This window comes from Nocardioides jensenii JCM 1364 = NBRC 14755, assembly GCF_001552535.1.
Classification (GTDB): domain Bacteria; phylum Actinomycetota; class Actinomycetes; order Propionibacteriales; family Nocardioidaceae; genus Nocardioides; species Nocardioides jensenii.
Map to the genome: position 1 here is coordinate 195,139 of NZ_BCRJ01000003.1, position 19,235 is coordinate 214,373.

22 protein-coding genes are annotated in these 19,235 nt (G+C 66.8%); 11 read left to right on the forward strand and 11 right to left on the reverse strand.

Annotation, left to right across the window (positions count from 1 at the left end):
• Positions 1-38 precede the first annotated feature (38 nt).
• The gene (locus NJ4_RS25475) at positions 39-254 is read left to right on the forward strand and encodes a hypothetical protein (RefSeq protein WP_157550581.1); all 216 of its coding nucleotides are present in this window, start codon (positions 39-41) and stop codon (positions 252-254) included.
• Positions 255-766: 512 nt separating this feature from the next.
• Here the strand turns inward: NJ4_RS25475 and NJ4_RS25480 are convergent.
• Together NJ4_RS25480 and NJ4_RS01630 are read right to left on the reverse strand one after the other, a co-directional pair.
• Positions 767-1,408, reverse strand: coding sequence for a hypothetical protein (locus NJ4_RS25480; protein WP_157550583.1), 642 nt, complete (start codon positions 1,406-1,408; stop codon positions 767-769).
• A gap of 14 nt (positions 1,409-1,422) precedes the next feature.
• Positions 1,423-1,620: a hypothetical protein gene (locus NJ4_RS01630; protein ID WP_067429157.1), complete on the reverse strand. Its 198-nt coding sequence runs from the start codon at positions 1,618-1,620 to the stop codon at positions 1,423-1,425.
• Between the two features lie 131 nt (positions 1,621-1,751).
• Here NJ4_RS01630 and NJ4_RS01635 point away from each other — a divergent pair, with 131 nt between their 5' ends.
• Positions 1,752-2,624: a phage major capsid protein gene (locus NJ4_RS01635; RefSeq protein WP_067429159.1), complete on the forward strand. Its 873-nt coding sequence runs from the start codon at positions 1,752-1,754 to the stop codon at positions 2,622-2,624.
• A gap of 246 nt (positions 2,625-2,870) precedes the next feature.
• Here the strand turns inward: NJ4_RS01635 and NJ4_RS01640 are convergent, their stop codons facing one another.
• Positions 2,871-3,806, reverse strand: a complete 936-nt coding sequence (locus NJ4_RS01640) for a CpaF family protein (RefSeq protein ID WP_169799196.1) — start codon at positions 3,804-3,806, stop codon at positions 2,871-2,873.
• 193 nt (positions 3,807-3,999) lie between these two features.
• Between NJ4_RS01640 and sigJ the strand changes: the two genes are divergently transcribed.
• Together sigJ and NJ4_RS01650 are read left to right on the forward strand one after the other, a co-directional pair.
• On the forward strand, positions 4,000-4,887 hold the full coding sequence (gene sigJ, locus NJ4_RS01645; RefSeq protein ID WP_322787592.1) for an RNA polymerase sigma factor SigJ: 888 nt from the start codon (positions 4,000-4,002) through the stop codon (positions 4,885-4,887).
• Between the two features lie 60 nt (positions 4,888-4,947).
• Complete coding sequence (locus NJ4_RS01650; protein WP_067429161.1) at positions 4,948-5,295, forward strand: DoxX family protein; 348 nt, start codon at positions 4,948-4,950, stop codon at positions 5,293-5,295.
• An 8-nt stretch (positions 5,296-5,303) separates the two neighbouring features.
• On the opposite strand, the gene NJ4_RS01655 is transcribed toward NJ4_RS01650, so the two are convergent.
• The 5 genes from NJ4_RS01655 to NJ4_RS01675 all read right to left on the reverse strand — a co-directional run bounded on the left by NJ4_RS01655 (position 5,304) and on the right by NJ4_RS01675 (position 9,418).
• A complete protein-coding gene (locus NJ4_RS01655; protein ID WP_067429164.1) occupies positions 5,304-5,519 on the reverse strand; it encodes a hypothetical protein in 216 nt (71 codons plus the stop codon).
• A gap of 95 nt (positions 5,520-5,614) precedes the next feature.
• Positions 5,615-6,622 (reverse strand): peptidoglycan-binding domain-containing protein, encoded by a 1,008-nt coding sequence (locus NJ4_RS01660; RefSeq protein WP_067429167.1) that lies wholly within the window; start codon positions 6,620-6,622, stop codon positions 5,615-5,617.
• A 168-nt stretch (positions 6,623-6,790) separates the two neighbouring features.
• On the reverse strand, positions 6,791-7,162 hold the full coding sequence (locus NJ4_RS01665) for a Crp/Fnr family transcriptional regulator (protein ID WP_067429170.1): 372 nt from the start codon (positions 7,160-7,162) through the stop codon (positions 6,791-6,793).
• Entirely contained in the window at positions 7,162-8,280 is a 1,119-nt protein-coding gene (locus NJ4_RS01670) for a fatty acid desaturase family protein (RefSeq protein WP_245644401.1), read from the reverse strand. Before NJ4_RS01670 ends, NJ4_RS01665 begins: the two co-directional genes overlap by 1 nt.
• Positions 8,281-8,344: 64 nt before the next feature.
• Positions 8,345-9,418 carry a ferredoxin reductase gene (locus NJ4_RS01675; RefSeq protein WP_067429176.1) on the reverse strand — a complete coding sequence of 358 codons (1,074 nt, stop codon included), beginning with the start codon at positions 9,416-9,418 and terminating at the stop codon, positions 8,345-8,347.
• A 164-nt stretch (positions 9,419-9,582) separates the two neighbouring features.
• On the opposite strand from NJ4_RS01675, the gene NJ4_RS01680 reads away from it, so the two are divergent.
• Positions 9,583-10,242 carry a TetR family transcriptional regulator gene (locus NJ4_RS01680; RefSeq protein ID WP_067429396.1) on the forward strand — a complete coding sequence of 220 codons (660 nt, stop codon included), beginning with the start codon at positions 9,583-9,585 and terminating at the stop codon, positions 10,240-10,242.
• Positions 10,243-10,272: 30 nt separating this feature from the next.
• Here NJ4_RS01680 and NJ4_RS01685 read toward each other — a convergent pair whose 3' ends face one another.
• Positions 10,273-11,004: a response regulator transcription factor gene (locus NJ4_RS01685; protein WP_157550585.1), complete on the reverse strand. Its 732-nt coding sequence runs from the start codon at positions 11,002-11,004 to the stop codon at positions 10,273-10,275.
• 568 nt (positions 11,005-11,572) lie between these two features.
• Here NJ4_RS01685 and NJ4_RS01690 point away from each other — a divergent pair.
• The 4 genes from NJ4_RS01690 (at position 11,573) to NJ4_RS01705 (ending at position 15,589) form a co-directional block, all read left to right on the forward strand.
• On the forward strand, positions 11,573-12,934 hold the full coding sequence (locus NJ4_RS01690; RefSeq protein ID WP_067429186.1) for a sensor histidine kinase: 1,362 nt from the start codon (positions 11,573-11,575) through the stop codon (positions 12,932-12,934).
• Entirely contained in the window at positions 12,931-13,614 is a 684-nt protein-coding gene (locus NJ4_RS01695; protein WP_067429188.1) for a response regulator transcription factor, read from the forward strand. The genes NJ4_RS01690 and NJ4_RS01695 overlap by 4 nt, the downstream gene beginning before the upstream one ends.
• A 13-nt stretch (positions 13,615-13,627) precedes the next feature.
• On the forward strand, positions 13,628-14,092 hold the full coding sequence (locus NJ4_RS01700; protein ID WP_067429191.1) for a hypothetical protein: 465 nt from the start codon (positions 13,628-13,630) through the stop codon (positions 14,090-14,092).
• A 168-nt stretch (positions 14,093-14,260) separates the two neighbouring features.
• On the forward strand, positions 14,261-15,589 hold the full coding sequence (locus NJ4_RS01705; RefSeq protein WP_169799197.1) for a sugar transferase: 1,329 nt from the start codon (positions 14,261-14,263) through the stop codon (positions 15,587-15,589).
• Here NJ4_RS01705 and ligD (NJ4_RS01710) read toward each other — a convergent pair whose 3' ends face one another.
• Together ligD (NJ4_RS01710) and ligD (NJ4_RS01715) are read right to left on the reverse strand one after the other, a co-directional pair.
• Positions 15,590-16,486, reverse strand: coding sequence for a non-homologous end-joining DNA ligase (gene ligD / locus NJ4_RS01710; protein WP_067429197.1), 897 nt, complete (start codon positions 16,484-16,486; stop codon positions 15,590-15,592).
• Positions 16,483-17,412, reverse strand: coding sequence for a non-homologous end-joining DNA ligase (gene ligD / locus NJ4_RS01715; protein ID WP_067429400.1), 930 nt, complete (start codon positions 17,410-17,412; stop codon positions 16,483-16,485). The genes ligD (NJ4_RS01710) and ligD (NJ4_RS01715) overlap by 4 nt, the downstream gene beginning before the upstream one ends.
• A 27-nt stretch (positions 17,413-17,439) precedes the next feature.
• Between ligD (NJ4_RS01715) and ku the strand changes: the two genes are divergently transcribed.
• Positions 17,440-18,333, forward strand: coding sequence for a non-homologous end joining protein Ku (ku, locus tag NJ4_RS01720; RefSeq protein WP_067429200.1), 894 nt, complete (start codon positions 17,440-17,442; stop codon positions 18,331-18,333).
• 128 nt (positions 18,334-18,461) lie between these two features.
• Entirely contained in the window at positions 18,462-19,136 is a 675-nt protein-coding gene (locus NJ4_RS01725; RefSeq protein WP_082748076.1) for a sensor histidine kinase, read from the forward strand.
• Positions 19,137-19,235: the final 99 nt, after the last annotated feature.

Genomic DNA, 19,235 nt, shown 5'->3' on the forward strand with positions numbered 1-19,235 from the left:
AACAGGTTCGGGTCTCTCTCAACACGGAGGTTCAGAAGATGGCCAACAAGCGAGCAATTCTCAAGGCCGGTCCGTATCTGGCCAGACGTAACAAGTTGGTCGCTGAGTCTGAGAAAGTCGAAGCAGCCTTAGCGAGCGCTGAAGCCCGCTGGGATGCAGAGGACTACTCAGAGAAGTACAGCGATGCCTTGAGCGGCTATCAGGACGGATTCCGTGACGGCATGGCTTACGCCAACTACGTGAATAGGTCATAATCAGCAACGGCGGTCCTCCCAATCGCTGAAAAGCCCGCTAGGCCTCTTGGTCGAGGTCCCCTAGCGGGCTTTTTCATGCGCTCACAAGTTCATTTTAAAAAAGTGAACGAGTAACAGAAAGGTAACGATAAACCCGCCAAGCAAGATCGCCTGAGGATTTCTCTAGTCAGATGCCGATCCTTCGCGCGGGAAGACCTCTGCGGACAGCACCTGAGAACGATCCGGGACAGCGCGATTACAGAAGCGATCCCATAGCGTCCAGCGTGATCTGGGGAGCGGTGAACATCCTCAGCGGCTGACAGGTTGACTCCGGGCTAGGACTGGAGAAACAGACGCGGGCACCTACTGGGGAAGGGCAACCCTTTTCTCTGAGGAACCTCAGCACCGCAGACCGTCTATCTGAAGGTGATGACAGACCTTGGCTCCCAATCAGTATTGACCGGGAGAATGGCTAGGACTAGCTGACATCTGTCAGGTATCCCGCCAAGGGGAAGGGAGATAGTCATGCCCTCTTACTCATCACTCACTCTTCGCATCTTCTTCCACAATTTCGAAAGGAAGGGTTGTGAGTGTCGATCAAGAATCGCCTGACTCATTTGCTTGCTCTCGGCCAATCTCATAGTTTGCTCAGCGATTCGGAGTTTTTGATCTATGGTCACTTCTGAGAGGTCCAGTTCTCTTAGTTCGTTCTCCATCAATTCGATCTTGTGAAGTCCACTCTTGGCGATTGATTGACCTTCAGCGATCAATTTCCGACGCAATTTGAGGGTTCTCGCGAGTACTTGAGTGAGATGGATTAGGATTAGAAATCCTATGGAAAACATGGTGAGACCCAAGACGGGAGCCAGTTGCTCCAACCATTGACGATTGAGATCATTTCTTGCTATCGCGATACCGGTGCTCGTGAGTAGGACCGCAAGGGCGCTAAGAAGGCCGGTTATAATTGGACTCGGCAGTTCGCGTCTACTGCTGTATTCAGATACCGACGTGCGCACCCTCTCCTCCATGGTCTCTCGCGCATCAACAAGATCAGTTGGAAGGGATTTCAAAATCTCTGCTTCATGCTTGATGAGAGCAAGTTGTCGATTTCTCCCGGCGCTCAAACCGAGAAGCGCAGGGACGATAGCCAGAAGACCTATCAGTACCTCAGTCATGGGTCAGGCGCGTGTCATCGTCGGTCGCTCTCGTGAGCGAACACGTAGAGCGGGCCGTCAGGGTGGGCGGAGTCAATCGCGACCAACTCCATGCCGGGACCTGTCTTCTGATTGTTGAGCGCAGCCTGTAGCCGCTCCGCGAACGTCGTGCGCTCCGTGACAAGTCCGCTCTCTTGGTTGATGCCGTGCGTGGTGAGTACTTGGTATGCCATGCGCTCAGGCTAGAGCGGATCGCCTGCCGATACTTAGGAAACGGCGCGACGAAGCGGGATGCCGACATCGCGTAGCGGCTCGGACAGGGGTCCGAGTCACAGAAATTTTGTGACTCTCAAAGGACCCCCAAATGGTTGTTCAGACCTCCACGACGCAGGAACTCATCCAGAGCCAGATTCAGAAGGTTCTGACTCTCCCGCTGGAGCAGGAATCTACGTTCCTGTCCTCCGGTGTTCGGGTCATCGACTCCGCCTCTCCGGTGCGCTTCCCGAAGTTGTCCGCTGACGATTCCGCAGTCGGATACACAGCAGAAGGCGCGAACATCCCACAGGATGACGTGGACTTCTCAGAGGTCGCTCTCATGCCCTCCACCATGCAGAGTTTCAAGCGGATCATCCCCGTTACTCACGAAGCGCTGAGGACGGCCACGCTCGATCTGAGCGGGATCATCCAGAGCGCTCTTGTGCGATGGATGAGCACGAAGACCGATGCCGCTTTCTACGGCGACGGCGGCGACGGAGTGACCACGATCAAGGGCGTGTTTGCTCAGGCAGGCACTCAGACTCTCCCCGTGGGCGCGGCACTGTCCCTGTCCGCCGTGAAGGCCGCTACAGCGCTCGCGCTGAAGGCTCACGTGGACACGTCCGCTCTCCGGCTCTTCCTGACTCCTGAGGACTTCGTATCCCTTCAGAACGAAGAGGATGCAGACGGGCGCGGGCTTCTTCAGCCTGACGCGACTCAGGGCTATTCGTGGCGCGCAGCCGGTGTGCCCATCGTCGTGACGGATCGACTTCCCGACGACGACGAGACCACTCCGGCAGGCCGCGCACTTCTGGCCGACATGAGCAAGGCCGTTGTGGTGCGTGACATCCAGAGCGTGACGATTCTCAAGGAAGCGCTGGCCACCTCCGGCAAGGTCGGACTCAGCGCAGCGGCTCGCTTCGACATGGGTCTCTTGGTACCTGAAGCGTTCGTCACCCTGACCGGGATCACCCGCGCGTGATGGAAGCACTTCCGACAGGTCAGACGGTCATCTCATTCTTGGGTTGGCCGTCTGACCCGTCCCTGATCACGCAGGCCGATCAGCACGCGGAGCACGTGGCCGCTCTGGCTCACGCGTACACACGCGGCAAGGGCTTCTCAGATGACGGAGCAACGGCAGAGCCCGCGCTCTGCAAGGTGATCGTGTCCGCCACAGCGCGGAGCCTCTCGAATCCGTCGCAAGCCCGTAGAACGGAAGCAGGAGCGTTCAGTGAACTCCCCGGCTCGCTCGCTTCGTTCTCGTTGCTCGAAACCATCGCGCTGGATCGCTACCGGGTGCGCATGGCCTGAACTCCCGCTCTGGTCGAGGTCCTGTTAGATCCCCCGCTCGCCGCGTGAAGGGTGTGACCGGCGTTTCAACTCGACCAGAGCGGGTCTGCTTGCAGTGCAACTCAAAGCGCTTCGAGTGGTGGAAGCGCAGCTCGTAGACCTCTTCGACGGAGATCACCCGCTCACCCCCGGGGATGGCGGAGGCCAGGCAGTTCAGCATGGTCGTCTTGCCAGCCTGAGTGCCCCCGGCGACCAGGATGTTGAGGCCGGCGCGAACACTGGCGTCCAGGAACTGCGCCGTCTGAGTCGGCATTGACTCGAGGTCCACGAGGTCGGGCAGCCGGCTGGCCCGCAGGGTGAACTTGCGGATGTTGACGGCAGTGAAGCCTCGGGAAATGCCCTCGAGCACGACGTGGAGGCGGTGGCCCTCGGGCAGCATCGCATCGACGAACGGCGCGGAGACGTCGATGCGGCGGCCACTCGACTTGAGCATCCGCTCCACGAGCTCCTGGACCTCGGCCGTGCTCAGCACCGTGTTGGTCAGCTCGTGCTTGCCGTGCCGAGCGACGAAGACCTGGCTGGGATCGTTGATCCAGACCTCCTCGACGCTCGGATCGTCGAGGTAGGGCTGCAGTGGTCCGAAGCCGGAGACCCGCGCGACCAGCTCCCCGACGACCGCCTGCGGATCCGGCACCGACGCGACCTGCCCGGTCAGGCTCCGCTCGTCATGAGCACGCACCACCTGCTCGGCGATGCGGCGTACGACGACCGCCTCCGACTGTGGATCGACACCGTCACGACGGACGACCTCACGCACCCGTGCGTCGAGCTGACTGACCAACGCAGCGTGTGCGTCGGCAATGGTGCTGGTCACTGGGTCCCCGTCCCCGAGATGGGCTGGCTGCCCGACTGTTATATGTCAGGTTCGGCCCGTTTGACCATGGCCGCCCGCAATGCCTGTGGAAAACCCGACGATTTCGACACGGGTGGACCGAGTCCTGTCACGTCCGAGCGCGCAGCGGTGTCGTCCGGATGACAGATGAACGAGGCGCGCTCGAGGAGGCACGATGGTGGCCATGGACGACCAGGACCCGTTGGACGCGGCGTTCGAGGAGCACCGTCCCCGATTGCACGCGGTCGCGTTCCGCATGCTCGGCTCCGAGGCCGACGCGGAGGACGCCGTGCAGGACGTGTGGCTGCGTGTGAGCCGGGCCGACACCGCCTCGGTCGACAACCTCGGCGCCTGGCTCACCACGATCACCGCGCGGGTCTGCCTCAACGCGCTCCGCTCCCGCAGACGACGCCGCGAGGAGCCGTTCGTCCGGGTGCCGGACCCGGTGATCACCACCGACCCCGGCAACACCCCCGAGGAGGCCACGGTGCTCGCGGACAGCGTCGGCCTCGCCCTGCTCGTCGTGCTCGAGTCGCTGAGCCCGACCGAGCGTCTCGCGTTCGTCCTGCACGACATGTTCGGCATCTCCTTCGACCGGATCGCCGAGCTCATCGACCGCACCCCGGTGGCCGCGCGCAAGCTGGCCAGCCGGGCCCGACGACGGGTGCGCGACGAGGCGCCGCCGCCCGATCCCGACCTGGGCCGGCAGCGCACGGTCGTCGACGCCTTCTTCGCGGCCTCGCAGGGTGGAGACTTCGAGGCGCTGGTGGCCGTGCTCGATCCTGACGTGGTGCTGCGCTCCGACGGTGGCAGCGCCCGACCACAGTTGAACCTGCTGGTCCACGGCAACGACCTGGTCGCCAGGCAGGCCCTCCTCTCCACCCCGCTGTCACCCTTCGTACGGCGGGTGCTGGTCAACGGTTCTCCCGGAGCCCTGGTGGTGCCGCACGGCAACGTGCAGGTGGTGATGGCGTTCACCGTCGCCGGTGGCCGGATCGTGGCCATCGACGTGCTCGCCGACCCGACCCGTCTGGCCACGCTGGACCTGACCGCGCTGGACTGAGCGCACGAGATCCGAGGGGGGCGCGGGTCACGTTCGTCGCGCTCGCGGTGTCGGAGAGTCATGACTACTACGACATCGATCATCGTCGCCCTTGTCGCCGCCTGGGTCGCTTTCTCGGCGTACGCCATCTTCACCCGGAAGTCCTGGGTGGTCGACAACCTCGCTGACTACGGGGTGCCCCGCAGCTGGTGGCCCTGGCTGGGCACGGCGAAGGCCCTCGGCAGCGCGGGACTGGTGGCCGGCATCTGGTGGCCCCCACTGGGCCTGGCCGCCGCGTGCGGGCTGGTCCTCTACTTCACCGGTGCGGTGATCACCGTGCTGCGGGCGCGCGCCTGTGCGCACGTTCCGTTTCCGCTGCTCTACCTCGCGCCGGTGGTCGTCGCCGGGGTGCTGATCGCGTTCCGCTGACGACGGGATCAGTCGCGCGGGTCGTGCTCCTGGCCGGCCTTGCGAGCGGCGTCGCGGATCTCGAAGAGCTCGGTGGCCAGTCCGCCGACGGCCTTGCCGACGTCGCGGACAGCGCCGACGACGACACCACCGACGTGGCCGACGGTCGACACGGTGGCCTCGAAGCCGTCCTGGATGGCGTCCTTGCGGATCTCGCTGCGGCTGATGTGGTCGTGATTGCTCATGGTGCCTCCAGTGTCACGGACGACGACCGGGCCTGACAACAGCTCACGGCGGGACGTTCGTCACGCGGCAGACCGCGAACGACGCGACAAGGAGGTCACCGCCTCAGGGCGACCAGCGAGTTCCACACCGCGGAGTTCGTGCTGGTGCCGGAGGGCAGGTCGTAGCGGAGGCGCAACGAGTTCACCGCGTTGCCGGTCAGCGAGCCGTAGGAGCCGTCGACGGTGAGGTCGGCGCCATGCACGTTGAGCGCGACCTGCAGACCCTTGACCGCGTTGCCGGTGGCACCCTTCGACAGCGAGACCACGAGCTTGGACCAGGTGATCGGACCCACCACGCCGTCGACAGTCAGCCCGTTGCTGCTCTGGAAGGATTTCACCGCGGCCAGTGTCGACGGGCCGAAGGAGGCATCGACGACCAGCCCGGCACCTCGCTGGTTGAGCAGGTGCTGAATGACGCGGACCCGGTTGTTCTTCTCGCCGGTCTGCACCGTCGGCCACCGGAAGCTGCCACCGTCGATGGTGCCGCTGGCAATCTGGTTCGCGCGGGCGATCAGTGCCTGCGCGGTCGTCTGGGCCTGGTCATAACGGTCGGGGTAGGCCGACCCCTGCACCCTCTGGGCGATCTGGCCCGCTGTCCAGGTGGGATGGGCGGCGGCCAGTTTGATCGCACCACTCGTGCCGTTGCCGTCGAGGAACTTGCCGGTGGCGTAGACCGGATCCTGCACCTGGGTCGCCGTACCCCAGCCGGCCGACGGCCGCTGCTGGAACACCCCCGCTGAGTCGCTGTCCCCGCAGGGCAGGCTGTGCGCATGGGACTCGACCCAGGCGGCCTCGAACATCGCCAGTCGCACTTTTGAGGAGACGGCGCGCGAGTCGGCGATCTGGTCGAGAATCAGGACCACGGCGTCGTCAGCGCTGCCGGGGATCGCGCAGGCCTCGACTGCCAGCGCCTGGTCGGAGAGCATCGTGGCCGGCACGTGGTCATCGTCGGCGGCCTGCGCCGGACCCGTCACGGCCAGCGCGGAGCAGACCAGGCCCGCCGCGGACAGGATGGCGGTGCCAACTCCGAGGCGTCGACGGGTGGACAAGCCCTTGGAGAACATCGTGGGTTCCTCTCGACCGGGAGTGAAGGCAGTTCCACACGGCCGAGGTCGCACACCGCTCTTGTGCACACACCATCATCACGACCCGAGCTCGCTGCCGCCGACACTAACCACGTTCCAGAGGTTTCGTAACCCCCGAATCAGGCCGGTCGGATCAGGCTGGTCGAATCAGGCTGAGGCCAGTCGGCCCGACGCCGTCTGGGCCAGCGCCTGCTGGAACGCGGGGATCTGCTCGCACAGCTGCTCAACCGCCTCGGCGGTGAAGTGGACGACCTCGAGCGGCGACAGCGCGACCACGGTCGCCGTACGCAGCTTGTGGTTGACGATCGCCATCTCGCCGACCACGTCGCCGGGTCCGAGACGGGCGACCTCGACATGGTCACGTCGGATGGACACCTCTCCGGCCACGATCAGGTAGGCCTTGTCGGCCGGCGTCCGCTCCCAGATCAGGGACCAGCCCTGCGGGACGGTGAGCCGGGTGCCCTCGCGATGGACCTGGCGGAGCTCGCGCGGAGTGAGGCTGTCGGCAATGTGCGTCATCAGGCGGCCTGCGATTCGGTGGTCGAGGTGCGGCCGCCCGTGAGGACGGACAGCCCGGGGAACGTCGTCCCCTTCGGGGGGAGGGCCATCTTGAAGATCTTCTTCGCCACGCTGCCGAGCTGCTTGCCCAGCGACCCGGTGTTGTACTGCAGGCCGTAGCGCTGGCAGATCTCGCGGACCTCCTCGGCGATCTGCGGGTAGCGGCGCGCCGGCAGGTCCGGGAAGAGGTGGTGCTCGATCTGGTGCGACAGGTTGCCGCTCATCAGGTGCAACAGCTTGCTGCCGGTGATGTTGGCCGAGCCGAGCAGCTGACGGTAGTACCAGTGGCCGCGCGACTCGTTCTCGCACTCCTCCTGGGTGAAGGTGGCCACGCCGGCCGGGAAGTGGCCGCAGAAGATGATGTTGAAGGTCCAGATGTTGCGGATGAAGTTGGCCGTCGCGTTGCCGACGAACGTGGGCACGAACAACGGGCCGGTCAGCGCCGGGAACAGCACATAGTCCTTGAGCACCTGACGCTTCATCTTGCGACGGATGCCCGCGGCCAGGGCCTTGTTCTCCTCCCAGTCGCGCCGGCCCTTGACGATGTTCTCGACCTCGAGGTCGTGCAGCGCCACGCCCCACTCGAAGAACATCATCAGCAAGAACGCGTAGACCGGGTTGCCGAGGTAGTAGGGGTGCCACTCCTGGTCCTCGTCGATGCGCAGGATGCCGTAACCGATGTCGCGGTCCTTGCCCAGGATGTTGGTGAAGGTGTGGTGGATGTAGTTGTGGCCGTGCTTCCAGTTCTCGCTGGGAGCCATCGTGTCCCACTCGTACATGCGTGAGTTGAGGCCCGGGTCGCCCATCCAGTCGTACTGCCCGTGCATGACGTTGTGGCCGATCTCCATGTTGTCGAGGATCTTCGAGATCGACAGGCTGGCCACGGCCAGCGGCCAGGCCGGCGGCAGGTAGAAGAGGGCACGGCCCGCGACCTCGAAGCCGCGCTGGGCCTTGACCACGTTGCGGATGTAGGTCGCGTCCTCCTCGCCGAGCTCGGACATGACCCGCTGGCGGATCGCGTCCATCTCCTTGCCGAACTCGTCGAGCTGCTCATCGGTCAGGGTGGTGCTGTTGCTCATGGGCTTCCTTTCGGTCATGGTCTCGAGACGGTCGCTGCGCGACCTCCTCGACCAACGGGGAGTGTCAGAGGTCGATCGCGCAGTCGCCCTGGGGCGAGCTGACGCAGATCCTGATGTCTTCGTCGGGGAGGGACGAGGTCTCACCGGTCAGCACGTTGGTGACCGTCCCCTCCTTCTTGGTCGCGGTGCAGGAGAAGCAGATGCCCATGCGGCAACCGAACTCCGGCTTCAGGCCAGCGGCCTCGGCCTGCTCGAGCAGGGTGGCACCGGTGTTGGCCGCCGTACTGCCGGCGCGAGTGAAGGTGACATCGCCCTCGGCCGCCCCGGTGCTGACGACCGGCGCCTTGAAGTACTCCACCTGCAACACGTCCGAGTCCGTGTACGCCTTCTGGACGGCGTCGATCAGCGGCGCCGGACCACAGGCCCAGGTGGGCACGTCACGGTAGCCGGGCACCAGGCGTTCGAGCCACGCCGGACTCAACGCCGGGTCGCCGAGCTCGGGGTGCAGCAGGTGGACGTCGACGCCGTAGCCGGTGCGGGCGATCTCCGCCAGCTCGGCGGCGAAGATCTGGTGCTCCGGCGACTGTGCGTAGTGCACGAACGACACACGGCCGCGGTGGGTGCGGCGCTGCAGGCTGCGCAGCATCGACATCACCGGCGTGATCCCGGAACCGCCCGAGATGAACAGCACGTGCTCGGGCACCTGGTCGGGAAGGATGAACTCGCCCTGCGCCTGCGAGAGATGCACCATCGTGCCGACCTCGGCCTCGACGAGGTGCCGCGAGACCAGACCGTCGGGGTTGGCGCGCATGGTGACGGTGAAGCGGTCACCCTGGCGCGAATCCGGGCTCGAGACCGTGAAGACCCGCGTCGTACGACGAGCGCCGTCGATCTCGACACCGAGCTGCACGTGCTGTCCCGCGCGGTGACCCTGCCAGGTCGAGGTGGGCTGCAGTGTGATGGTGGCGACGGGCGGGTGGCCGGCGACGTCGACCTCGCGGTGCACGTCGACGATGCGGGCCCGCACCTCGCGGGCGGCCCACATCGGGTTGACCAGCTCAAGGTAGCGGTCGACTCCGTGGGGCGAGGTGAGGGCCTCGAGCGCCCGGGAGGCGAGAAGGTTCGAGACGATGCTCATCGCCGACTCCGATTCCGTGTGATTTTCAGTGAACATCCGTGCACTGAAAGACTGGCAGACCGTCCGCAGGAGCGTCAACAATTCCCGCTGTGACCGTGGACACGGGCGTTCATGCGTTCACCCAGCCGCGAACCCTGCGTTCGCCGACCGCTACACTCCGGTGCGTGAGCAGCGAGGAGAAGGCCGTCACTGCGAGCCGGCCCGAGAACCGTCAGGAACGCAAGGAGCGCACCCGGCGGGCCATCCTCGACGCCGCTCTCGAGATGCTGGCCGAGGAGAGCTTCGGCACGCTGTCGCTGCGCTCACTGACCAAGCAGGTCGGAATCGTGCCGACCGCGTTCTACCGGCACTTCGCCACCCTCGATGAGCTGGGGCTTTCCCTCGTGGACGAGTCGTTCATGACTCTGCGCGACCTGATCCGCGAGGTCCGCAGCGGTGAGCCGGCTCCCGAAACCCTGATCGACCACTCGGTCGAGGTGCTCGTGGCGCAGCTCGAGACGCACAAGGCCCACTTTCGCTTCATCGGCCGCGAGCGGCACGGCGGCAACGCCGTCCTCCGTGATGCGATCAGGCACGAGCTCGGCATGTTCGAGCGCGAGCTCGCCACCGACCTGGCCCGCATGCCCGGCCTGGAACGATGGGGCGCCGCCGACCTCCACGTGCTGGCCAGCCTCTTCGTCGACCTCATGGTCGCAGCCGCCGGCGAGCTGGTCAGCCCGTCGGCCGAACAACCCCCCGTACGCCGTCAGCTCGTCGACAACCTGCGCAACCAGGCCCGGATGATCGTGGTCGGTGCCGCCGGCTGGAAGCCGCTCGAACCCTGACGGTCGCACTGACACGGGCAGCCTCGAGGCTCAGTCGTCCTCGGTTGCAGCCAGGGAGAACTCACGCATCTGCCGGAAGGCCGCGACGGCCGCCAGCTGGGAACTGACCTGGAGCTTGCGCAGGATCGCCTTCACCTGGCTGCGCACCGTTCCCTCCGACACCCCCGCCTGGAGTGCGATCAGCTTGACCGTGAGCCCGTCGTGCAGTTGGGCCAGGACCGCCATCTCCCGCGGGGTGAGCGCCTCCATCAACCGAGCCACCCGCCGCGACTGGATGCTCTCCTCCCGCCAGGCCTCGAGCGTCTGCCGGCGAACCTCCTCCGACATCACCGCCTGCCCGGCCGCGACCCGGGACAGAGCATCGGCCAAGGAATCGAGGTTCGTGGTCATCGGCAGCACCGCAGCCACCCCGGCATCGACCAGGGCTCCCCACGCGGCCGAGTCGCGCGACCGGGTCAGCAGCACCCAACGGATCCGCACCGAGCCCACGACCGCCACGGCATCACGGAGCAGGGACCGGTCCTCGAGCTCGCAGAGGAGCAGGCCCACCGCGGGACCGAACCGGACAACGCGTTGCGCGAAGTCCCGGTGACCGCCGCGCCCCAAGGGAGCAGCGAGGCTGACTGCCTCGAAGCCGCGACTGGTCAGCGCCATGCGCACTGCCTCACTCACCAGGCTGTGGTCGGAGACCACGATGAGGCGCACTGATCCGCCCGGCCGTTGTCGTGGCACGGCCGGTCGACTCGCACCTCGGGAGAGCATCTTCGGAGCCTAGGACGCGGCACGAGTACGACACGGCCGCGCGGCGCAACTTCGCCAATTTGGGTGAGCCGCCGCTACCGGGCCGGATCGCGAGGCGAACCTACCCCACATTTGGTGATGCCTTCGCCGCCTGCGCGACGGAAAGTGTGAGTAGCCAGATGGCGGGCACAGTCACTCGGACGAGAACCGTGCCGGCCCGTCGGTCGTGAGGCTCCGGGCCGGAATCATCCCCCCGACCGGATCCGGGGTCACGGGGCCGGCGGGTCCATCGACACGCCGCCCGACCGGTTCACGTGGTGGCACGAATCATCCCCAAAATGTGGTACTGGCACCCGTTTCTCGGACAGGAGCGCAGAAGCCACCTAGATTCACCACCATGGTGGGGTGGACCTCCTTGCACGCGCCCTCACACCTGGACTCACGTTTCTCGGACGGGGCTTCTCGGGATCCTGCAACGTCAGCCACTCCAGGGGGCGCCGGTGAGGCAGATGGACGAGTCATTGCTCGACAACGCCCGCGCAGGGCTTGGGAGTGGCGACGGGGACTGATCGCCGCGCTCCTACTGGCGATGCCACCACTGGTGGCCGTCGTCCTGCTCGACCACGACCATCCCCGCCTCCAGACGGCGAGTGCGGTCGCTTCCCTGGACTTCAACCTGGTCCTGGCCGCCAGCGGGTTCCTGCTCTACTCGCGCTGGCGGATCGGCGGCGACGCGCCCAGCGGCTGGCTCGCGGCGACTCTGGTCGGGTTGGCGCTGGGCAGCGTCCCGTTCGCCATCGTGGACATGACCGACGTCCAGCACAGGTCGGGAAGCACCGGCGACTTCATGGGGACGGTGCTGGCACTGCCCTTCGTGGTGATGCTCGTGCTGTGCACTCGCGGGACCGAGTTCCGGGGACGCCTCCATCCACTCGGAGTGGGGGTGGCCACCGGGCTGATGCTGCTCGGCGGCCGGCTCGTCGCGGTCGGCGTGCTGCACGAACCGCTGCTCCGCCTGCCACGACCGGCCGGCGCCATCACTGCGATTGCGTTGGTGCTGGTCTTCGTGGTCACCCTCGACGTGCTTCACCGACGGCGGCCGGGCACTGACCCGTTGACCCGGTTCGAGTTCACCATCGTCTCCTGCGGCGTGGTCACCTTCCTGCTCCTCGGATCCGTCGGGACGGTCGGCGGCACGCTGCAGTCGTGGACCTCGGTCGTCGTGCTCGTCGTGCTCGCCGGCCTCGTGGTGCTCTCGACGACCGAGGCGCTGTTGCACACGCTCTCGCAGCAGGTCCCGGGCGTCACGGCGTCCTCGGCGGTTCTCGCCGAGGACGAAGAGCTCTTCCACGAGCTCCGCTCCACCGTGGCCGACATCAGCACCGCGACCCAGATCCTTCTCGGCGACGACGTCCGGCTCAGCCCCTCGAGCCGCCGGCGACTGGCCGCGGGTCTGACCTCGGAGGTCGCCCGACTCCAACGCCTCGTCGGCAGGTCGACTGGGACCGAGGCGGCCAGGGTCTCACTGGACCAGGTGATCACACCGCTGGTCACCTGCCAGCGCGCACTCGGTCACGACATCCGCTGGGAGCCCTCGGGACACCAGGTGCGCGGCCGTCAGGACGACGTCAGTGAGATCGTCCACATCCTGTTGCACAACTCGTTGCGGCACGCCCCGGGCACGACCATCACCCTGTCAGTGCGGCGATGCGACAGCATGGTCGAGCTGCGGGTCTCTGACGGTGGCCCAGGTATTCCGCCGGCACTTCGCGACTCTTTGTTCCAGAGAGGAGTTCGCGGCCCGTCCTCGCCAGGATCGGGTCTCGGTCTCTATCTCGCTCGACAGCTCGCCGGCCAGCAGGGGGGAAACCTGCAACTTCGGCACAACGACGGCGTACGGGGTGCCTCCTTCGTGGTCACCCTGCCCAATTTCGGAGGAGAAGACTCTTGATAGGCACCAGAATCGGAACCCGTGTGGCCGTGGTCGAGGACCACTCACTGTTCGCCGAGTCCCTCGAGATCGCCTTGGAGATGGAGGGCCACGACGTGCGCCGGATCATCCTCTCCGAAGGAGGTCGCTCGGTGAGCACCCTGCTCCCGGCGATCCTCCGGGCACACCCGCGTGTGGTCCTGCTCGACCTCGACCTGGGCAGCTATGGCAACGGCGTGCGGCTGATCGACCCGCTCACCCGAGCCGGCGTCAATGTCGTGGTGGTCACCGCCAGCATCGACCGGGGTCGCTGGGGCGAGTGCCTGCGCTACGGCGCACGCCGGGTGCTGGCCAAGAGCGCGCCACTGAACGACATCCTCGCCACGATCCGCAAGATCAACGACGGCCTCCCGGTGATCAGCCGTGAGGAACGCGAGGAGCTGCTCGAGCACTGGCACAAGCAGCGCCTGGAGGTGCAGGTGATGCGGTCTCGCCTGGAGCACCTGACCCACCGCGAGAGCGAAGTGCTGGGCCACCTCATGGACGGTCACGCGGTGCGCGAGATCGCTCGCCTCAGCGTGGTCTCCGAGGCAACGGTGCGCACCCAGGTGAAGTCGATTCTCTCGAAGCTCGAGGTCTCCTCCCAGCTCGCCGCGGTCGGCCTCGCGCACCACGTCGGATGGCAGCCGGCGGTCGGCTGACCTGCCGGAGGACATGCCCGAATTCGGGCATGCAAGAGCGCTGGATGCCGCTGAGAATGGGGAGATGAAGGTCATTCTCGTCTGCTCGTCCCCGCTGCATCTCTCGCAGTTGATGTGCCTGAGGCCCTGGTGGGAGCAGCAGGAGACGACCTGGGTGACTCTGCGCACGGATGACGCCGTCGCGCGCCTCGACGGTGAACGCGTCGTGTGGGCGGCGCGTCCGTCGTCCGGGCTGCCTCTCCTCGCACATGATCTCCGGCTCGCCTGGCGGGTGTTGTACGACGTCCGCCCCGACGTCGTCATCCGCACCGAAGACGGGACCACGTCACCCTTCTCCTGGATCAGCCGTCTCTTCGGTGCGCGATACGTCGAGCTCGAGGTCTTCGACCCGACGCGCCAATCGACGAGAATCCCTTGCACCACAACGCGATTCACCAACCTTGGTGATGCACGCGCGGGGCAACCGACACCATGCTGAGTGCGGGCCGTCCGTCCACTGCGGGCGGCTCGCCAAATCTTCCGGCGATGTGATGTGGGGTCCGCGGCGATGAGCAGTGCCAACGTGTTGATTGACGAACCGATCCGTTCCCCCCACCGCCTCACCTCAGTTCCCCGGCCTCGACTCGCCCCCACCCAGGCCCGGCCTGTGGTTCGCAAGGCCCGGGCCAGTCGTCGGGTGGGCTTCGTCATCGGCGATGCGGTCGCTGCCTTCCTTGCCTGCTTGGCGATTCCCGGCCCGGTGGAGCTTCTGGCCGTTCCACTCCTGTGGGTGGCCCTGGTGGCGGTGATGCGCGGATACGAGTCGCGTCTGGTGTTCGCCGGCGTCGAAGACCTGCGTCGTGTGGTGCGGGCCGGCCTGGCCCTCGTCGTGGTCGGCGCCGGGATCTCGTGGGTGGTCGACCTCCCGAGCGAGCCCGGCATGTTGCTCACCCTGGTCGCGGTCACCACCGGGGGCGCCATCGCCCAGCGCGTCGGCTGGGCCGGAGTGCAACGCTGGCGCCGCGAGCACGGCCAGGGGGTCACCCACCGAGTGATGCTGGCGGGCCATCAGAACGAGGTCGCCCAGCTCGCCACCGAGCTCGCCCGGACCCGTGGCCACGGATTCGAGGTCGTCGCCTCGTGCACGCACGGCAAGCGCAACCCACTGGCGGGAGTCGCGGCGCACGCTCGCGAGGCCCGGGTCGATGCCGTCATCGTCCTGCCCTGCAAGCACTTCGGAGCCACGACCCTGCGACGACTCGGCTGGGAGCTGGCCACCACCCACACCCAGATGTTCATGGCGCCGGGGCTGACCGACGTGGCCGAGGGCAGGACCACGGTGACGACCGTGGGCAATCTGCCGATGCTCCACGTTCGTGAGGCTGAGCTGCACGGCTGGCGGCGCATCCTCAAGGAGGCCTGGGAGCGGTTGGCCGCCCTGTGCATCCTCCTGCTCCTCGCTCCCGTCCTCATCGCGTTGATGATCGCGATCCGGGTGGAGTCCCCCGGGCCGGCGATCTTCCGTCAGACGCGCGTCGGGCGTGACGACGAGCCGTTCACCATGTTCAAGCTGCGCACCATGTGCGACCGCGCCGAGCAGCAGTGCCAGGAGCTCGCCGCGCGCAACGAGGTCGACGGGGTGCTGTTCAAGGTGCGCAACGACCCTCGCGTCACCCGCATCGGTCGGCTGCTGCGCCGCTACTCCCTCGACGAGCTGCCGCAGCTCTTCAACGTGGTGCTCGGAGACATGGCGTTGATCGGTCCCCGGCCGCCGCTGCCCCATGAGGTCGAGCAGTACGCCGACGACGTCCGGCGCCGTCTCGCGGTGAAGCCCGGCGTCACCGGCCTGTGGCAGGTCTCGGGCCGCTCCGACCTCCCCTGGGAGGAGGCCGTCCGTCTCGACCTGCGCTACGTCGACAACTGGTCCCTGGGCCTCGACCTGTCGATCATGCTGCGGACCGCACGCGCCGTCGTCTCGCACCAGGGCGCCTACTGATCACTCCGCGAACAGGTCACCCAGATCGCTGACCCGGTCGAGGACCTCCTCGAACCGGCACTGCTCCACGGCCAGCGGATCTCCCGCTCCGGCGTCGATCTCTTCCCAGGTCCGCGGCGTCGCGACGAAGGGCTTCTCCTTGCCACGCAGGGAATACGGCGAGATCGTCGTCTTCGACCCGGCGTTCTGTGACCAGTCCAGGAACACCTTCCCCGAGCGCCGCGCCTTCGTCATCACCGCAGTCACGAGCTTCGGATGCTCGGCCTGGAGCTCCTCCCCGATCTCCTTCGCGAGGGCCGTCGTCCCGTCGGGGTCGAGGTCACCGGGAAGGCCGGCGTACAGGTGGAGGCCCTTGCTGCCGCTGGTCACCGGGCGCGCCTCGAGGTCGCGTTCGGCGAGCTTCTCGCGCACCAGCAGGGCGATCTCGCAGCACTCGGCGAGCCCGGCAGGCTCCCCGGGGTCGAGGTCGATGACCAGTCGGTCGGGATTGCGCGGGCGGCCGGCACGCGTGACCGTCCATTGGTGCACATGCAACTCAAGGCTGGCCAGGTTGACCACGTAGGTCAGGGCAGCGAGACCGTCGATCACCGGGAAGACCAGTTCGTCCCCGTTGCGGGAGGAACCGCGGGAGCCCGAGGTGGGCACCGAGGCCGTACGCAGCCAGGAGGGGGCACCGGCCGGGGCGTTCTTCTCGAAGAACGAGTTCCCCTGCACGCCGTGCGGCCACCGGATCCTGGTGACTGCGCGATCGGCCAGGTGCGGGAGCAACACCGGCGCCACCTGTGCGTAGTAGTTGAGGACCTCTCCCTTGGTGGTCCCGGTCACCGGGTACATCACCTTGTCGAGATTGCTGATCCGCAAGGTGCGTCCGTCCACCTCGGCCCTGATCTCCGTCATTGCCCACCCCCGAGCAGGTCGTCCGGGCCGAGGTCCGCCCGCACTCCGATGTACGCCGGCTGTCGCAGACGACCCTGGGTCCCGAGACCGAGTGACTCGACGTCGACCACGACCCGTGGATCGACCCAGTGCGTCCCCGCCGCGTCCACGCGCGGGATGTCGTCGATGAAGGGACTGTGCTCGACCGCCAACGGCTCGAGCAACTCCTTGAGCATGGGGCCGACCTTGCCGGCGATGCCGCTTCCCACGCGCCCGCGGAAGACGATGCCCTCGGCCGTCGGCTCCCCCACGAGAATCGCACCGAGACGCTGCTGTGACCCGGTCTCGGGACGCCACCCGCAGACCACCCACGACGTGCGCAGCCGATGGGGGAACTTCAACCAGTGCGGGCTGCGGACCCCGAACTCGTAGCGCGAGGACAGTCGCTTGCTGACCACGCCCTCGAGGCCCTGTGCCCGGGTGGCCTCGAGGAGCATGGCACCGTCGTCGTACACCTCGGGCACGTGCCAGGACTCGCCGGCGAACCCGAGTGAGACCAGGAGCTCCCGGCGCTCCGAGAGCGGTCGCCGGGAGAGGTCCCTTCCGTCCAGTCGCACCAGGTCGAAGGCCAGGAACGTCACCGGCCGCGCGGCGGCCAGCCGGGCCACCCGTCGTCGGTCACGCACGTGCATCCGCTCGGCCAGGGCGCCGAAGCTCGGGCGACCGTCCGCGAGGGCGATCACCTCCCCGTCCAGGAGCAGGTCGCGGCCGGCCATCGCGAGCAGCTCCGGGTAGCTCGCGGTCACGTCGTTCTCCGCGCGACTGGTCAGCCGCACCCCGTCCCCGGAGACGTCCGCGAGCACTCGCATGCCGTCCCACTTCACCTCGTGCATCCACTCCCCGCCGGTCGGGACATGGAGGCCGCGGGTGGCCAACATCGGTCGCATGACCCACATCCTTGCAATACTGGTGGCATGCGCGCGATCTGGAAGGGTGCGGTGTCGTTCGGCCTCGTGTCCGTACCCGTGAAGTTGTACTCCGCCACCGAGAGCCACGATGTGTCGTTCCGGCAGGTGCACGCCAAGGACGGCGGGCGCATCAAGTACCAACGCGTCTGCAGCATCGACGGCGAGGAGGTCCCGTACGCCGACATCGCCAAGGGCTACGAGACCGAGGACGGCGAGATGGTCATCCTCAGTGATGACGACATGGCCGAGCTTCCGTCGACCTCCTCCCGGGAGATCTCGGTCGAGAAGTTCGTGCCCAGCGGCCAGATCGACCCGATGCTGTTCGAGAAGTCCTACTACCTCGAACCGGAGAAGACCGGGGCCAAGCCCTACGCCCTGCTGCGCCAGGCGCTCCTCGACGCCGACCGGATGGCCGTCGTGACGGTCGCGTTGCGGCAGCGTACGTCGGTGGCGGTGCTGCGAGTGCGCGACGACGTGATCGTGCTCCAGACCATGATGTGGCCCGACGAGATCCGCACGCCCGACTTCTCGGTCGAGGCCGGCGAGGTCAAGGACAGCGAGGTCAAGATGGCCGAGATGCTGGTCGAGACCTTGGCCGGCGACTTCGACCCGGCCGAGTTCGAGGACGACTACGCCGGTGCCGTGGAGGCCCTGGTCAAGACCAAGATCGAGGGCGGCGAGGTCAAGCGGACCCCGACCGCCACCAAGTCCTCCGGCGAGGTCGTCGACCTGCTTGCCGCGCTGCAGAAGTCGGTGGCCGCCGCGAAGGAGGCTCGCGGAGAGCCCGCCACCGAGGCACCTGCCAAGAAGGCGGCGGCCAAGAAGACATCGGCGAAGAAGAAGCCGACCACCAAGAAGGCGGCGGCGAAGAAGACATCGGCGAAGAAGAAGTCCGCCTGACCATCCGCTGCTCGGCCAACCCCAGTCTTCCTTCGCTGACCTGTTCAACACTCGACTCGGCGGTCTACTGTCGAACGTGTCGTGCTGCTCGGCACGGCTTCGTGGGGGACTGAAGGGCAACGACGAACATGAGCACGTCTGGGGGTGTGTCGGCGACCCTGCTGACACGTCTGATGCTTGCCGAGGCACGCGTCAGGGACTACGAAGAGACCATGCACGAGATCGGCGCCACCATCGCCGGTGTCAACGCGGCCGCAGGGCTGCTCCTGCTGCACGAGGCACAGCTCGACGACCGGCAGTCCGGCTCGCTGCGCACGATGCTCGGCTCCGAGCTGGCCAGGCTCGGCCGGCTGCTCACCGACGAAGGCGACCCGTCACCGAAGCGCCTCGACATCGATACCGTCCTGCACCCGCTGGTGACCGCCCAGCGCCTGCTGGGCCACGACGTGGACTGGCATCCCAGCGGACTGGAGGCCATGGGTGTCACCGACGCCCTGGCCGAGGCGGTGAACATCCTGCTCACCAACGCGGTCAGCCACGGCCGCGGCGCACCCATCGCCGTGACGGTCGACCAGATCGGCGACACGGTCGCCGTGACGGTCTCCGACCGCGGCCCCGGAGTGCCGGCCGGCCTGGGTGAGGCGATCTTCCGGCGCGGGGAGCGCAGTGACTCCTCCGACGGCCGGGGCCTCGGCCTCTACGTCGCCCGGGAGCGGATGCAGGAGCAGGGCGGCACGCTCGAGCTGCAGGACACCGCCCAGGGGGCGCGGTTCCGGATCACCCTGCCCGGCATCGATCGCTAGCCAGGCTGGGCAGCCCCGTGCCGGCTGAGGTCGGTGTCGGTGTGGTGGACGGGCGCGCGGCCATGCCGCGCGCCCTCAGGCAAACGAGACCACCGGCCT